Raw genomic sequence first — 14,231 nt, 5'->3', positions numbered from 1 at the left:
ACCTTACGAGGCCGTGCTTCACGAGCGTAACGCAGCAACCTTGCGTGCCTGCGCACGATCATTGCGTTCTCGGGCCGTGAATGGATCTTCGTTGCGCACAAGGATACGGACTTTTGCGTGCGGCACGGGCGATGTGTCCCGGTGTGCGGGCATACGTACGGCCCCTGTTCCCCGCGGGCGGCGGGCGGACAGGGGCCGTGGAAGCGGGGTGCGCCGGTCAGGTCCAGCTGGCGTGCAGCGGCTTGCCCTCGGCGTAGCCGGCGGCGCTCTGGACGCCGACGACGGCCTTGTCGGCGAACTCCTCCAGGGTGGCGGCACCGGCGTAGGTGCAGGCGGAGCGGACGCCCGCGATGATCGAGTCGATCAGGTCCTCCACGCCCGGGCGGGTCGGGTCGAGGAACATCCGGGAGGTGGAGATGCCCTCCTCGAACAGCGCCTTGCGGGCGCGGTCGTAGGCGGACTCCTCGGCGGTCCGGTTGCGCACGGCCCGCGCGGAGGCCATGCCGAAGGACTCCTTGTACAGGCGGCCGTCGGCGTCCTGCTGCAGGTCGCCGGGCGACTCGTAGGTGCCGGCGAACCAGGAGCCGATCATCACGTTGGACGCGCCGGCCGCGAGGGCCATGGCCACGTCGCGCGGGTGACGCACGCCACCGTCGGCCCACACGTGCTTGCCGTACTTCTTCGCCTCGGCGGCGCACTCCAGCACCGCGGAGAACTGCGGCCGGCCCACGCCGGTCATCATGCGGGTGGTGCACATGGCACCGGGGCCGACGCCGACCTTGATGATGTCCGCGCCCGCCTCGACGAGGTCGCGGACACCCTCGGCGGAGACGATGTTGCCGACGACGACGGGCACCTGCGGGTCCAGGGCGCGGACCGTGCGGATCGCGGCGATCATCGTCTCCTGGTGGCCATGCGCGGTGTCGATGACGAGCGTGTCGACGCCCGCGTCCAGCAGCTGCTTGGCCTTGCCGCCCACATCGCCGTTGATGCCCACGGCGGCAGCGATGCGCAGCTTGCCCGCGGCGTCGGTCGCCGGGGTGTACAGCGTGGCGCGCAGCGCGCCCTTGCGGGTGAGGATGCCGGCCAGGCGGCCGTCCTTGTCGACGGCGGGCGCGTAGCGGCGGTTGGCGGCGTCCAGGGTGTTGAAGGCCTTGCGCGGGTCGATGTCCGCGTCGAGCAGCAGCAGGTCGCGGGACATGACCACTTCGAGCTGGGTGAAGCGGTCGACACCGGTCAGGTCCTGGTCGGTGACGACGCCGACGGGCCGGTGGTCGTCGTCGACGACCACGCCGGCGTTGTGCGCCCGCTTGGGCAGCAGGGCGAGGGCGTCGGCGACCGTCTGGTGCGGGGCCAGGACGATCGGGGTGTCCAGCACCAGGTGACGGCTCTTGACCCAGGAGATGACGTCGGTGACCACGTCGATCGGGATGTCCTGGGGGATGACCACCAGACCGCCGCGGCGGGCGACGGTCTCGGCCATGCGGCGGCCGGCGATCGCGGTCATGTTGGAGACGACGATCGGGATGGTGGTGCCCGTGCCGTCCGGGGAGCTGAGGTCCACGCCCTGACGCGAGCCGACCGCGCTGCGGCGCGGCACCATGAAGACGTCGTCGTACGTCAGGTCGTACGGGGGCTGGATGTCGTTGAGGAAACGCACGTGCTGCACATCCCAGTGGATCAAAGGTGGCCCCCCGACGGGACAGCCAGGGGGAAGAAGCACGTACTTCATTCTCCCATGCGACAGGGCCTGGCATGCCCTGTCGCATCGCCCAGCGGAGCGCGGACGCGTCAGGAGGTTCCTCCGAGAACCAGGGCCACGGCGACGGCCCGGCTGCGGTCCGCGGCCTGGGTGAAGACCTCTTGCGCGATCTGCCACTCCCGCGGGTTCGCCTGCGCGTACCCCTGCCAGCCGCGGACCACGAGCAGCAGCCCGCGCTCGGCGGCCGGGGCGGGCCACACCGTCCGGTCGCCGAGGCTGTCGGCGAGCGCGTCCCAGTTGCGCCCGAACCAGTCGGGCAGCCGCAGCGCGGCGGCGACGCGGTCCATGAGGGCGGCCTTGTCGGTGACGCCGTCCAGGTCGAGGGTGACCACGGCCCGGTCCGCGAGGTCGGTCCGCGTGGTGTGTTCGCTCATCTCGGTGTCGTCTTCGTCTCCGCGGGGACGCCGGGCAGCGCCCCCGCTTCGGGGTCCGTCAGGCGCCGTCGGGGTCCGCCCGGTTCAGGGCGGGCTTCGGCGCGGGTCCGGCCGTCATCAGGTAGTCGGCGGCCGAGGTGTCCGTGACCAGGCTGGTGACCAGGCCGGAGCGCAGCACCGCGTCGATCGCCGGCGCCTTGCGCTGCCCGCCCGCGATGGCCACCACCTCCGGGATGCGGCGCAGCTGGTCGGCCTTGACGGTGATGCACCGCTCCCCCAGGTCCCGTCCGATGCGGCGGCCCTCGGCGTCGAAGAGGTGCGCGGACATCTCGGCGGCCACGCCCAGCGAGGCGTAGTGGGCGCGCTCCTCCTCGCTGAGCATGTCGTGCACGGTGGAGATGCCCGGCTCCCAGGATCCGATGGACACGCAGGCCACCGTGACCTTGTCGAAGTACTCGAAGGCGCGGGCGATGCCGGTCTGGTTGCGCAGCGCTGCGGCGGTGGCCGCGTCCGGCAGCAGCATCGGCGCGTAGATGGGGTGCGCGTCGCCGCCGGAGACCTGGGCGGCGCGGCGGACGGCCTCGACCGAGCCGCGCTCGGCGGTGCCGGCGTCGTACACGCCGGTCAGCTGCACCACGGTGCACGGGGGCAGCCGGTCCAGGGCCGCCGCCATGTGGATGGTGGAGCGGCCCCAGGCCAGGCCCAGGACGTCCCCTTCGGTGACGAGCTCGCCGAGCAGGTCGGCGGCGACCTCGCCGAGGTTCTCCGGGTCGGGGGTCTCCTCGGCGTCGGCCGGGGACTCCACGACGACGGCGTGCCTGAGGCCGTAGCGGGCGCGCAGGGCGTCGGAGCGCTCGGCGTCCAGTTCGGCCGGCACACGGATCTCGATGCGGACGAGGTCCCGTTCGAGAGCGGTCTCCAGGACCCGGGCCACCTTGAACCGGCTGACCCCGAACTCCTCGGCGATCTGGATCTTGGACTTGCCCTCGAGGTAGAAACGGCGGGCCATGGCCGCCGCCTGAACCAGCTCAGCGGGTCCCATCCGCACTGCTGACCGGCCCGCTGACATACCCGACACGGCGCTCTCCTCACTGCACTGCTGTTCACACTCTGGATTCGCCGTTCATCCTTCCAGATACGGCGCACTCGATCAGCCCTGTGGAGGACCGTTCACGAAGCTGATGCCCCGTGTCCGCCTCGCGGACCCCCGTGGGCGCAGGCCCAGGCCGCCCGGGACGTGGCCGCCTCGGCACTGGCGCGCAGGGCACGGACCGCCTCGGCCGGGTCGTCGGCGCCGTAGACGGCCGAACCGGCCACGAAGACGTCGGCGCCGGCCTCCGCGCAGCGCTCGACGGTGGCGGCGGAGACCCCGCCGTCGACCTGGAGCCACAGCGACAGGCCGTGCTTGGCGATCAGCTCCCGGGTGCGGCGGATCTTGGGCAGCATGATGTCGAGGAACGCCTGCCCGCCGAAGCCGGGCTCCACCGTCATGATCAGGACCATGTCCAGCTCGGGGAGCAGGTCCTCGAACGGCTCGATGGGCGTGGCGGGCTTGAGCGCCATGGAGGCGCGGGCGCCCTTGGCGCGGATCTCGCGGGCCAGGCGGACCGGGGCGGCGGCGGCCTCGGCGTGGAAGGTGACCGAGGAGGCGCCCGCCTCGACGTACTGCGGCGCCCAGCGGTCCGGGTCCTCGATCATCAGGTGGCAGTCCAGCGGGGTGTCCGTGGCCCGCGCCAGGGATTCCACGACCGGCACGCCGAGGGTGAGGTTGGGGACGAAGTGGTTGTCCATCACGTCGACGTGGAGCCAGTCGGCGCCTTCGACCGCCTTCGCCTCGTCGGCGAGACGCGCGAAGTCCGCGGACAGGATGCTGGGGTTGATCTGCACGGCCATGCCCTCAAGCCTGCCATGCCGCGAGGCCCGGCCGGAACGCGGTCCTGGGTGCGCGGGGCGACGCCCTCCCGGGGCGCGGGGTGTCCCTCGCCGGCGCCGGCGAGGGTGCGGGTGCGCGGTGTCCCGGCGGGCGGTCTGACCGTGCGCTCCGGCGAGCGTGCGCCGGTGCGCCGCGCGGCCGGTCCGGTCGGCCGGTCCCGCGCGGCGGCATCGGGTGCACGGGCCCCCGGTCAGCCGGTCCTGCGCAGCAGCGCCAGGTACATCGCGTCCGTGCCGTGCAGGTGCGGCCACAGCTGCACGTCCGGGCCGTCGCCCAGCTCCGGTACGCCGTCGAGGAGCGGACGGGCGTCGAGGAGATCCGCCTCGGGCATCTTCTTGAGCGTGTCGGAGACGACCGCGCGGGTCTCGGCGAGGTGGGGCGAGCACGTGGCGTAGGCGACGACGCCGCCGACGCGGACCGACTCCAGGGCGGTGCGCAGCAGGCCGCGCTGGAGCGGGGCGAAGCCGTCCAGATCCTCCGGGCGCCGCCGCCAGCGTGCCTCGGGGCGCCGGCGCAGGGCGCCGAGACCGGTGCAGGGAACGTCGACGAGCACCCGGTCGAAGCTGCCGGGCCGCCAGGCCGGGCGAGTGCCGTCGGCGGTGACGACCTGGTACGGGCCCGGATTGCCGGCCAGGGCCTTGGCGACCAGCCCGGCGCGGTGCAGCTGCTTCTCGGAGGCGACCAGCGCGGCCCCGCGCTCGGCGGCCAGCGCGGCCAGCAGGGCCGCCTTGCCGCCGGGTCCGGCGCACGCGTCGAGCCAGCGCTCGTCCCGGCCGTCCAGCGGCGCGTTCGCCAAGGCGAGCGCGACCAGCTGGCTGCCCTCGTCCTGCACTCCGGCCCGGCCCTCCCGCACGGCCTCCACGGCTCCCGGTTCGCCGCCCTCGGTGAGCCGCACGGCGTACGGCGACCAGCGGCCGGGCACCGCGGACTGCTCGCGCAGCAGTTCCTCGGTGCTCGCCCGCCCGGGCCGGGCGACCAGGGTGACCTCGGGGCGTTCGTTGTCGGCGCGGAGCAGCTCCTCGATGCCGGCGCGCCCGCCGCCCAGGGAGTCCCACAGGGCGGAGACGACCCAGCGCGGGTGGGAGTGGACGACGGCCAGGTGCTCCTCGGGGTCCTCGTCCCAGGGCGGGGCGACCCGCTTCAGCCAGCCGTCGAGGTCGTCGCGGGCCACCTTGCGCAGCACGGCGTTGACGAACGCGGCCCGCCCGTCGCCGAGGACGACCCGGGCCAGCTCCACGGTGGCGGAGACGGCGGCGTGGCTGGGGATGCGGGTGCCGAGCAGCTGGTGGACGCCGAGGCCGAGCACGTCCAGGACGGGCGGGTCGACCTCCCGCAGCGGACGGTCCACGCAGGCGGCGAGGATCGCGTCGTAGGTGCCCTGGCGGCGCAGGGTGCCGTAGACCAGCTCGGTGGCGAGCGCGGCGTCCCGCGCGTCGAACTTCTCGGGGCCCTCCTTCTCGCGTGCGGCGCGCAGCAGCGGCGGCAGAACGAGATTGGCGTACGCGTCGCGCTCGTCCACGGCGCGCAGCGCCTTGAAGGCGAGGATGCGGACGGGGTCCTTCTTGGGCCGCCGGTAGGGCTTGGCGGGCCTGCGGGGCCGACGGGGGGTGTCGCTCACGACAAAGGTGCTCCGGTTGTGCGGGTGCGCCGGCCGGGGAGCCGTGCGCCGGTCGGGGTGTGCGGGCGGTGCGTCGCCGGGCGAGGGGCGTGCGGGGGCGGCGGGTTCCGCCGGGGGCGTGCGGTGGTACGGCGTCACGGCGTCACCGACTGCGCCGGGAGTACCGTCCCCGCGGGTGCGTGGCGAGGCGCCGCACGGGCCGCCCCACGGGACCGCGCGGGTGCCGCTTCGCCGCCCCGCGCGCAGCCGCGCTCCGGGCGGCCGGCCACCGCGCCCCAGCCTACGTCGCCCGCTGGTGCGCCGGCGCGCCGGTCAGCCGCCGAGGCTCTCGCCCGGCGCGATACGCACCCCGCGTGCCCAGTCCGCGGCCCGCATCGGCTTCTTGCCCTGCGCCTGCACCCACAGCAGCTCGACGGCGTGCGAGCCGGTGCCGGCGTACACGTTGTTCTTGCCCGCGGCGAGCGCGCCCGGGGCGAGGTCCGTGCGCTCGGGGACCGGCGCGACCTGGATCAGCTTGAGCCGCTCCCCGCGGAACGTGGTCCAGGCGCCGGGTGCCGGCGTGCAGCCGCGCACCACGCGGTCGATACGCAGCGCCGGGGCGTGCCAGTCGATCCGGGCGTCCTCGACGGTGATCTTCGGGGCGAGGGTGACGCCCTCGGCCGGCTGCGGTACGGCCTTCAGGGTGCCGTCCTCGATGCCGTCCATGGTGGCGGCGAGCAGCCCGGCTCCGGCCAGTGCGAGCCGGGTGAGCAGGTCGCCGCTGGTGTCGGTGGGCCGGACGGGCTCGGTGATCGTGCCGTAGACCGGACCGGAGTCCAGGCCCTCCTCGATGAGGAAGGTCGACGCGCCGGTGATCTCGTCGCCCGCCATGATCGCGTGCTGCACGGGCGCGGCCCCGCGCCAGGCGGGCAGCAGGGAGAAGTGCAGGTTCACCCAGCCGTGCCGGGGGATGTCCAGGACCGTGCGGGGCAGCAGGGCGCCGTAGGCGACGACCGGGCAGCACTCGGGGGCGATCTGCTTCAGCCGATCCACGAACTCCGGATCGCGGGGCCGCTCCGGCTTGAGCACCTCGATACCGGCCTCCTCGGCCCGCTCGGCGACCGGGCTGGCGACCAGCCGACGTCCGCGTCCGGCCGGCGCGTCGGGACGGGTGACGACGGCCGCGACCTCGTGCCGGCCGGAGGCGAGCAGGGCGTCCAGAGCGGGAACGGCGACCTCGGGGGTGCCGGCGAAGACGAGCTTCATGGGCGGGTGCGGGCCTCTCGGTCGGGGGCGGGTGGGCAGGCGGCCCACCAGTTTATGACCTTGGACGGCGCGGGGCGGCAGCCGGACTCGGCGCACGCCCCGCGCGCGGGTACACGACTCAGTCGCGCGTCGCGGAAGCGCAGCGCACGCCCGGCCCGCGAGGGGGCGTACGGATCGGCGTCCACGCCCCGCACCGTGACCCGCGGCACGCACGGGCGTTGGTCAAGACAGAGTTGACCCCGTGGGCCGCTCGCGCGGCCCGCTTCCTTTCCACGCCGGTTCGAGAGGCTTGTTCATGGCCGACCACTCAACCCACGACGCCCAGGCCCGGGCCAGCCTGCACTTGCTGGTGCGGGACATCGAGCGGGTCCGCCGGCAGGTGGACGCTCTGCGCACGCTCACCGCGCAGCTGGGCAACGTCTACCGCCCGCGCCGCACCGGCCCTTCCACGGGCTTCGTCGTCTACGGACGCGCCCCCGCCCCGACCGTCCGTCTCGCCCAGGAACTCCGCGACAGCGTCGAGACCCTGGTCACGGCCGCCGTGGACTTCGACCGCTCGCTCGGCTTCTCCTGGGACGCCGTGGGCTCGGCGCTCGGCGTCACCAAGCAGGCGGTCCACCGCCGGTACGGTTCGCGGCGCGCCGCCGCGCAGGCGGCCGCGGAGGCCGAGCGCGGCACGGAGCCGTCGGGCACCCGGACGGTCAACGTGGGCGGCGTGCCGGTGGTGCCCGCCGCCCGCTCCATGCCGGCGCAACCGACGGCGGGCAGCCCGGCGCTGCGCGAGGAGTCGCGGGCCACGCCCTTGCCCGGTCCGCGCAACGGCTGACACCTTCGGTCCCGGCCCGGCAGCGGTTACGCCGCCGTCCCGACCGGACGCCTCCCTTGCCGTCTTCCTCCCGGTCCGGCACGAGCACACCCCCGCCCTCGGTCCCCCACGGCCCCGCACCCGGCGCTCTTCCGGCACGTCCGGAAGAGCGCCGACGTCCGGCGCGGGGCGGACGGTACACCGGTGGCCACGGGCCCACGGACGGAGACCGGGCAGACCACCCGACGGCCGGGAGCGGTCCGTGTCCCTGGCCGCAGCGGCCCGGCGGACGGCCGCCGCTGCGCAGCCACCGTCCGGCGCAGCACCAGTGCCCGCTGGACCGCCCTTGACGGACCACTCGCCGGAACCGGCGGATCCGGCGGCTCGGCCGACGTCCGGCAGCGCGACTGCGCGGGTCGGCCGATGTCCGGCGGGTTCAGCCGATGTCCGGCGGGTCGATCCGCACCCACACCGGCTCGCCGCTCCCCCGCGCCATCCGTGCCGCCTGCGCCGTCTTCAGCGCGGCGGCGAGCGCGGAGCCGCGGCCCGGCGGCACCCGGACCAGTGCGCGCTCCCAGTGCTCCCCGGGCGGCGGCGCCCCCGGCCGCCGGGGCCGCCCGGGCGGGGTGACCGGCAGCGGCACCGGCCCCAGCACCTCCGCCTCGGCGGGCAGCTCGACCGCGCGCAGGAACTCCGCGACCGCCGTGGGCGGGCCGGTCACGGCCGCCATCCGGGACACCGGCGGGAACCCGAGTTCGGCCCGCTCGGCGAGTTCGCGCATCGCGTGGCCGACCGGATCCCAGCGGACCAGCGCCTGCACGGGCCGCAGGGTGGGCTCGGCCACGACGACGACCGTGCCGCCCTCCGCCTGCGGCCGCACCAGCGCGGCCGCCGCGATCCAGCGGCGCAGCGCGTCCTCGCCCGCCCGCAGGTCGGGCCGGCTCAGCATGGCCCAGCCGTCCAGCAGCAGAGCCGCCGCGTACCCGCCCTCCGCGACCGGTTCGGCGCCGGGCGTGCTCACCACCAGCGCGGGCGACGCCGGCACCGTGTCCAGGACGTGCTCACGTCCCGAGGTGCGCACCGGAACCGCGGGGAAGGCCCGCCCCAGCTCCTCCGCGGTACGCCGGGCACCGACGACCTGGGCGCGCAGCCGGAACGCGCCGCACTCCGGGCAGTGCCACGCGGACTCCTCCCGGCCGCACCAGCCGCAGCGCAGCACCGACGCGTCCTGCCCCTGCAGCGGCCCCTGGCAGTGACGGCAGCGAGCGGGAGCCCGGCACTGGGCACACGCCATCCGCGGCACATAGCCGCGCCGGGGCACCTGGACCAGCACCGGACCGTGCCGCAGCCCGTCCCTGGCCACCTGCCAGGCCGCCGAGGGCAGCCGCGCCGCGCGGGCCGCCTCGTCCCGCGCCAGATCGGCGTCGCCGACGGTGCGCACCACAGGAGCAGCCCGCCGGACCTCTTCCCGGTGCGCCACCAGGGGCCGGGCCCAGCCGCTGTCGACGAGCTGCGCGGCCTCCACGGTGCAGCTCCGGCCGCCGAGCAGAAACGCGCACTTGTCCTGCGCGGCCCGCAGCAGCAGCACGTCCCGGGCGTGCGGCTGGGGGGCGTGCTGCTCGCCGAGGCTGTCGTCCCCGTCGTCCCAGACGGCGACCAGTCCCAGGTCGCGCACCGGCGCGAACATCGCGGCCCGGGTGCCGACGACGGCACGCACCGAGCCCCGGCGCACCGCGAGCCACTGCCGGTACCGCCGCTCGGGGCCCGCGTCCGCGGTGAGCAGCACATGCCGGCCCTCGCCGAGGAGCGCGGTGAGCGCGGCGTCCACCCGGGCCGCGGCCCGTCCGTCGGGCACGACGACGAGCGCGCCGCGGCCGGAGGCGAGGGTCGCGGCGACGGCGACGGCCAGTTCCCCGCTCCACCCGGGGCCGGGCAGCGCGTTCCACACGGCCCGGGGAGTGCCCCCGGAGACCAGCGCGGCGATGAAGGAGCTGCCGTGCTCGTACCGGGACCAGGAGCCCGGGTCCGGGCCGGGCGGCGGAGGCAGCAAGGGAGGCGACGGCTGCTGCTCGGCCCGGGCGCTGCGCGGCGGCACGGCGAGCTGCAGCACGTCGGCGACGCTGCCCGCGTACCGGTCGGCGACCGCCCTGGCCAGCCGGAGCAGCTCCTCGCTGAGCACGGGTTCCGGCGAGACGACCTGGGCGAGCGCGGCCAGCGGCCCGGAGTAGTCCGACTCGGCCAGCCGCTCGATCAGGAACCCGTCGACGAGCCCCCCGCCCTCACGGCGACCCTCGCGCACCCGGTGCCGCCCGGCCCCGAAGCGCACCCGCACGCGCACGCCGGGCTGGGCGTCGGCGTCCAGGTCCGCGGGCACGGCGTAGTCGAAGTACCGGTCGAGATGGAGCACGCCCTTGTCGACGAGCACCCGCGCGACGGGCAGCCGCTCGGCCAGCGCCGCACCCCGCCAGGTGCGCGGCTTGGCACGGGGCGCCTTCGCCTTGCGCACGCTCTCCCGGATGAGCGCGAGCTGCTCCGGCGGCGCCCCCGCGCCGTTGCCCGCTTTGTTCTCGCTGCTCACGCTTGCCTTCTTACCAAACGGCACTGACACGCGGCCGGGATCCGGCACCGCCGTTCGGGACTCTTCTTCCCCGGGCCCGCCCGGGTCATCGCACACAGGCCCGGCCCCGCAACGCGGAGCCGGGCCCGGTGACGGTCGGTCGGGCTGCTGCCTACAGGCCCGCGGCCTTGCGCAGCGCGTCCACGCGGTCGGTGCGCTCCCAGGTGAAGTCGGGCAGCTCACGGCCGAAGTGGCCGTAGGCGGCGGTCTGGGCGTAGATCGGGCGGAGCAGGTCGAGGTCGCGGATGATGGCGGCCGGGCGGAGGTCGAAGACCTCGTCGATGGCCTGCTCGATCTTCTCGTGGTCGACCTTGGCGGTGCCGAAGGTCTCGACGAACAGGCCGACCGGCTCGGCCTTGCCGATGGCGTAGGCGACCTGGACCTCGCAGCGGGAGGCCAGGCCCGCGGCGACGACGTTCTTGGCGACCCAGCGCATGGCGTAGGCGGCGGAGCGGTCCACCTTGGAGGGGTCCTTGCCGGAGAAGGCGCCGCCGCCGTGGCGGGCCATGCCGCCGTAGGTGTCGATGATGATCTTGCGGCCGGTCAGGCCCGCGTCGCCCATCGGGCCGCCGATCTCGAACCGGCCGGTGGGGTTGACCAGCAGGCGGTAGTCGTCCGTGTCCAGCTTGATGCCCTCGTCGACCAGGGCCTTGAGCTCGGGCTCGACGACGAACTCGCGGATGTCGGGGGCCAGCAGCGAGTCCAGGTCGATGTCGCTGGCGTGCTGCGAGGAGACGACGACGGTGTCGAGGCGGACCGCCTTGTCGCCGTCGTACTCGATGGTGACCTGGGTCTTGCCGTCCGGGCGCAGGTAGGGGATCGTGCCGTTCTTGCGCACGTCCGACAGCCGCTTGGCGAGCCGGTGCGCCAGGAAGATCGGCAGCGGCATCAGGGTGGGCGTCTCGTCCGAGGCGTAGCCGAACATCAGGCCCTGGTCGCCGGCGCCCTGCCGGTCCAGTTCGTCGTCGTCGCCCTCGACCCGGGCCTCGTAGGCCGCGTCCACGCCCTGCGCGATGTCCGGGGACTGCGCGCCGATGGACACGGACACGCCGCAGGAGGCGCCGTCGAAACCCTTCTTGGAGGAGTCGTAGCCGATCTCGAGGATCTTGTTGCGGACCAGGGTCGCGATGTCCGCGTAGGCCTTGGTCGTGACCTCGCCGGCCACGTGCACCAGACCGGTGGTGATCAGCGTCTCCACGGCGACCCGCGACGTGGGGTCCTCACGCAGAAGCGCGTCGAGAATGGTGTCGCTGATCTGGTCAGCGATCTTGTCGGGGTGACCCTCGGTCACGGACTCCGAGGTGAACAGGCGACGGGACACAACGCTCCCTGGGGTTGCAGCGGCTGCTGGCTGATCATTGACGGTCGGCACGGGGCTGCACCCGGCGCCGGCCGTGGACAGTTTATCGGTCGACTTCTGCCACGGGCCCACCTGTCTCGCCTCTCGGGAGCGCTGTGACCTGCGGCACGGGCATTCTGCCCGATGCCCGCCGGTCATGAACACCTCTCGACGAGCCGCCCGAGTGATCCTCGGACCGGGCACGAGGTCAGCTCAGTCGCGCGGCGACCAGGTCCCACACGGTGTCGGCCAGGGCTTCCTTCGGCCCGTGCGGGACCGGGGTCTCGGTGCCGTCGGCGGCCAGGACGACGGCCTCGGTGTCCTCGAAGCCGAAGGTCTTGCGCTCCCCGACCTCGTTGACCACCAGCAGGTCGCAGCCCTTGCGGGCGAGCTTGGCGCGGCCGTTGGCCAGGACGTCGTCGGTCTCGGCGGCGAAGCCGACGATCACCTGCCCGGGCCGCACCCGGTCGGCCGACATCTCGGCCAGCACGTCCGGGTTGCGCACCAGCACGACGGGCTCGGGGTCCTGGCCGTCCTTCTTCTTGATCTTCCCGGTGGCGTAGGCAGCGGGCCGGAAGTCGGCGACGGCGGCGGCCATGACGACCGCGTCGGCGTCGGCGGCGGCCTTGAGCACCGCTTCCCGCAGCTGGACGGCCGTGCCGACCGGGACGACGTCGACGCCCGCCGGGTCGGGCAGGTGGGAGGTGTTCGCGGCGACCAGGGTGACGCGGGCGCCGCGGGCCGCCGCGGTGCGCGCCAGGGCGTAGCCCTGTTTGCCGGAGGAGCGGTTGCCGAGGAAGCGGACCGGGTCGAGGGGTTCCCGGGTGCCGCCGGCGCTGACCACGACGTGCCGGCCGGCCAGGTCGGGCTCGCGGACGCCGCGGGCCAGGACGCGGCGGCAGGCCTCGAAGATCTCTGCCGGGTCGGGCAGGCGGCCCTTGCCGCTGTCGGCGCCGGTGAGGCGGCCGACGGCCGGTTCGAGGACGACGGCGCCGCGGCGGCGCAGCGTCGCCACGTTCTCCTGGGTGGCCGGGTGCTCCCACATCTCGGTGTGCATGGCCGGGGCGAAGACCACCGGGCAGCGGGCGGTGAGCAGGGTGTTGGTCAGCAGGTCGTCGGCGAGGCCGTGCGCGGCCTTGGCGAGCATGTCGGCCGTGGCGGGGGCCACGACCACCAGGTCGGCCTGCTGGCCGATGCGGACGTGCGGGACCTCGTGGACGTCGTCCCAGACCTCGGTGGCGACGGGGTGGCCGGACAGGGCGGACCAGGTGGCGGCGCCGACGAAGCGCAGCGCGGAGGCCGTGGGGACGACCCGTACGTCGTGCCCGGACTCGGTCAGCCGGCGCAGCAGCTCGCACGCCTTGTACGCGGCGATGCCGCCGCTCACTCCCAGAACGACCTTCGGCTTGTCCACCGTCACTCCCCGATGCGGCCCGGGTGCGCCCGGTGCGGCGCACGCCTTCTATGACACACCACAGGCCCGGCAGTCGTGATGCCGGGCCTGTGGATGGAACCTTCTGGCGGTCTGCCGGTACGACCGGCGTGGGACGCCTCGGGCGCGCCGACGCGTCCTCAGCAGCTCACTGGCCGGAGCCCTCGACGGACTCGGACGTCAGCAGACCGGCGTTGATCTCACGCAGGGCGATGGACAGCGGCTTCTCGTGGACGTGGGTGTCGACGAGCGGACCGACGTACTCCAGGAGGCCCTCGCCGAGCTGCGAGTAGTACGCGTTGATCTGACGGGCGCGCTTGGCCGCGTAGATCACGAGGCTGTACTTCGAGTCGGTGGCCTCGAGAAGCTCGTCGATCGGCGGGTTGATGATGCCCTCGGGCGCGGAGATGGAAGAGGACACGCTCTACCTTCCGATGGATGGGAAAAAATCAGTCGGTGTGGTCGGCGGGGCCGTCACGGCGACCGTCACGATCACGCAACACCCATCAAGGCTAGCAGCTCGCGCGCCACGTCCTCGACGGAGGTGTTGACGAGGGTCTGGTCGAACTCGGGCTCGGCCGCCAGCTCGGTGCGGGCCGCCTCCAGCCGGCGTTCGATGACCTCGGGGGGCTCGGTCCCCCGCCCGGTGAGCCGGCGGACCAGCTCGTCCCAGGACGGCGGGGCCAGGAAGACGAGCCGGCTCTCCGGCATCGACTCGCGCACCTGGCGAGCACCCTGGAGGTCGATCTCCAGCAGCACCGGCACGCCGGCCTCGAGGTGTTCAAGGACGGCCGCTCGCGGGGTGCCGTAGCGGTTGCCGGCGAACTTGGCCCACTCCAGCAACTCCCCGTTGGCGATCATCTTGTCCATCTCCTCGTCGGTGACGAAGAAGTAATGGACGCCGTGTTCCTCGCCGGGGCGGGGCTTGCGGGTCGTCGCGGACACCGAGATCCAGACCTCGGGGTGTTCCTTGCGCATGTGGGCGACGACCGTGCTCTTGCCGACCCCGGAGGGGCCGGAGAGCACGGTCAGTCGCGGACGTGCGTCCGGGGGCACGGGGGACGCCCCCCGGGGTGTTCCAGCCATGCAGCGATTATTCCAGCTGT

12 protein-coding genes are annotated in these 14,231 nt (G+C 74.3%); 1 reads left to right on the top strand and 11 read right to left on the bottom strand.

Features of this window, described 5'->3' with window-relative positions:
- Positions 1 to 217: 217 nt before the first annotated feature.
- From IE286_RS20150 to fmt, 6 genes are all read right to left on the bottom strand, one after another.
- Positions 218 to 1,669 (bottom strand): GuaB1 family IMP dehydrogenase-related protein, encoded by a 1,452-nt coding sequence (locus tag IE286_RS20150; RefSeq protein WP_268255406.1) that lies wholly within the window; start codon positions 1,667 to 1,669, stop codon positions 218 to 220.
- A gap of 122 nt (positions 1,670 to 1,791) precedes the next feature.
- Complete coding sequence (locus IE286_RS20145; protein ID WP_189798168.1) at positions 1,792 to 2,136, bottom strand: barstar family protein; 345 nt, start codon at positions 2,134 to 2,136, stop codon at positions 1,792 to 1,794.
- A 58-nt stretch (positions 2,137 to 2,194) separates the two neighbouring features.
- Positions 2,195 to 3,178 carry a sugar-binding transcriptional regulator gene (locus IE286_RS20140; protein WP_229813820.1) on the bottom strand — a complete coding sequence of 328 codons (984 nt, stop codon included), beginning with the start codon at positions 3,176 to 3,178 and terminating at the stop codon, positions 2,195 to 2,197.
- A 128-nt stretch (positions 3,179 to 3,306) separates the two neighbouring features.
- Complete coding sequence (gene rpe, locus IE286_RS20135; RefSeq protein ID WP_189798167.1) at positions 3,307 to 4,029, bottom strand: ribulose-phosphate 3-epimerase; 723 nt, start codon at positions 4,027 to 4,029, stop codon at positions 3,307 to 3,309.
- 230 nt (positions 4,030 to 4,259) lie between these two features.
- The gene (locus IE286_RS20130; protein ID WP_189798166.1) at positions 4,260 to 5,687 is read right to left on the bottom strand and encodes an RsmB/NOP family class I SAM-dependent RNA methyltransferase; all 1,428 of its coding nucleotides are present in this window, start codon (positions 5,685 to 5,687) and stop codon (positions 4,260 to 4,262) included.
- 312 nt (positions 5,688 to 5,999) lie between these two features.
- Positions 6,000 to 6,932 carry a methionyl-tRNA formyltransferase gene (gene fmt, locus IE286_RS20125; protein ID WP_189798165.1) on the bottom strand — a complete coding sequence of 311 codons (933 nt, stop codon included), beginning with the start codon at positions 6,930 to 6,932 and terminating at the stop codon, positions 6,000 to 6,002.
- 295 nt (positions 6,933 to 7,227) lie between these two features.
- Between fmt and IE286_RS20120 the strand changes: the two genes are divergently transcribed.
- Positions 7,228 to 7,758, top strand: coding sequence for a hypothetical protein (locus IE286_RS20120; RefSeq protein ID WP_189798164.1), 531 nt, complete (start codon positions 7,228 to 7,230; stop codon positions 7,756 to 7,758).
- A 415-nt stretch (positions 7,759 to 8,173) separates the two neighbouring features.
- Here IE286_RS20120 and IE286_RS20115 read toward each other — a convergent pair whose 3' ends face one another.
- The 5 genes from IE286_RS20115 to gmk all read right to left on the bottom strand — a co-directional run bounded on the left by IE286_RS20115 (position 8,174) and on the right by gmk (position 14,211).
- Positions 8,174 to 10,315, bottom strand: a complete 2,142-nt coding sequence (locus IE286_RS20115; protein WP_189798163.1) for a primosomal protein N' — start codon at positions 10,313 to 10,315, stop codon at positions 8,174 to 8,176.
- Between the two features lie 151 nt (positions 10,316 to 10,466).
- Entirely contained in the window at positions 10,467 to 11,675 is a 1,209-nt protein-coding gene (metK, locus tag IE286_RS20110; RefSeq protein ID WP_189798162.1) for a methionine adenosyltransferase, read from the bottom strand.
- 226 nt (positions 11,676 to 11,901) lie between these two features.
- Positions 11,902 to 13,107, bottom strand: coding sequence for a bifunctional phosphopantothenoylcysteine decarboxylase/phosphopantothenate--cysteine ligase CoaBC (gene coaBC, locus IE286_RS20105; RefSeq protein ID WP_189798161.1), 1,206 nt, complete (start codon positions 13,105 to 13,107; stop codon positions 11,902 to 11,904).
- Between the two features lie 166 nt (positions 13,108 to 13,273).
- Positions 13,274 to 13,546, bottom strand: a complete 273-nt coding sequence (gene rpoZ / locus IE286_RS20100) for a DNA-directed RNA polymerase subunit omega (RefSeq protein ID WP_125496086.1) — start codon at positions 13,544 to 13,546, stop codon at positions 13,274 to 13,276.
- A gap of 71 nt (positions 13,547 to 13,617) precedes the next feature.
- A complete protein-coding gene (gmk, locus tag IE286_RS20095) occupies positions 13,618 to 14,211 on the bottom strand; it encodes a guanylate kinase (RefSeq protein WP_189798160.1) in 594 nt (197 codons plus the stop codon).
- Between the last annotated feature and the right edge of the window lie 20 nt (positions 14,212 to 14,231).

Origin of the sequence: Streptomyces thermodiastaticus (assembly GCF_014656135.1) — a bacterium.
Taxonomy (GTDB): Bacteria; Actinomycetota; Actinomycetes; order Streptomycetales; family Streptomycetaceae; genus Streptomyces; species Streptomyces thermodiastaticus.
Note: the sequence above shows the minus strand (reverse complement) of the source record. Positions and strands in the feature narration are given on the sequence as shown.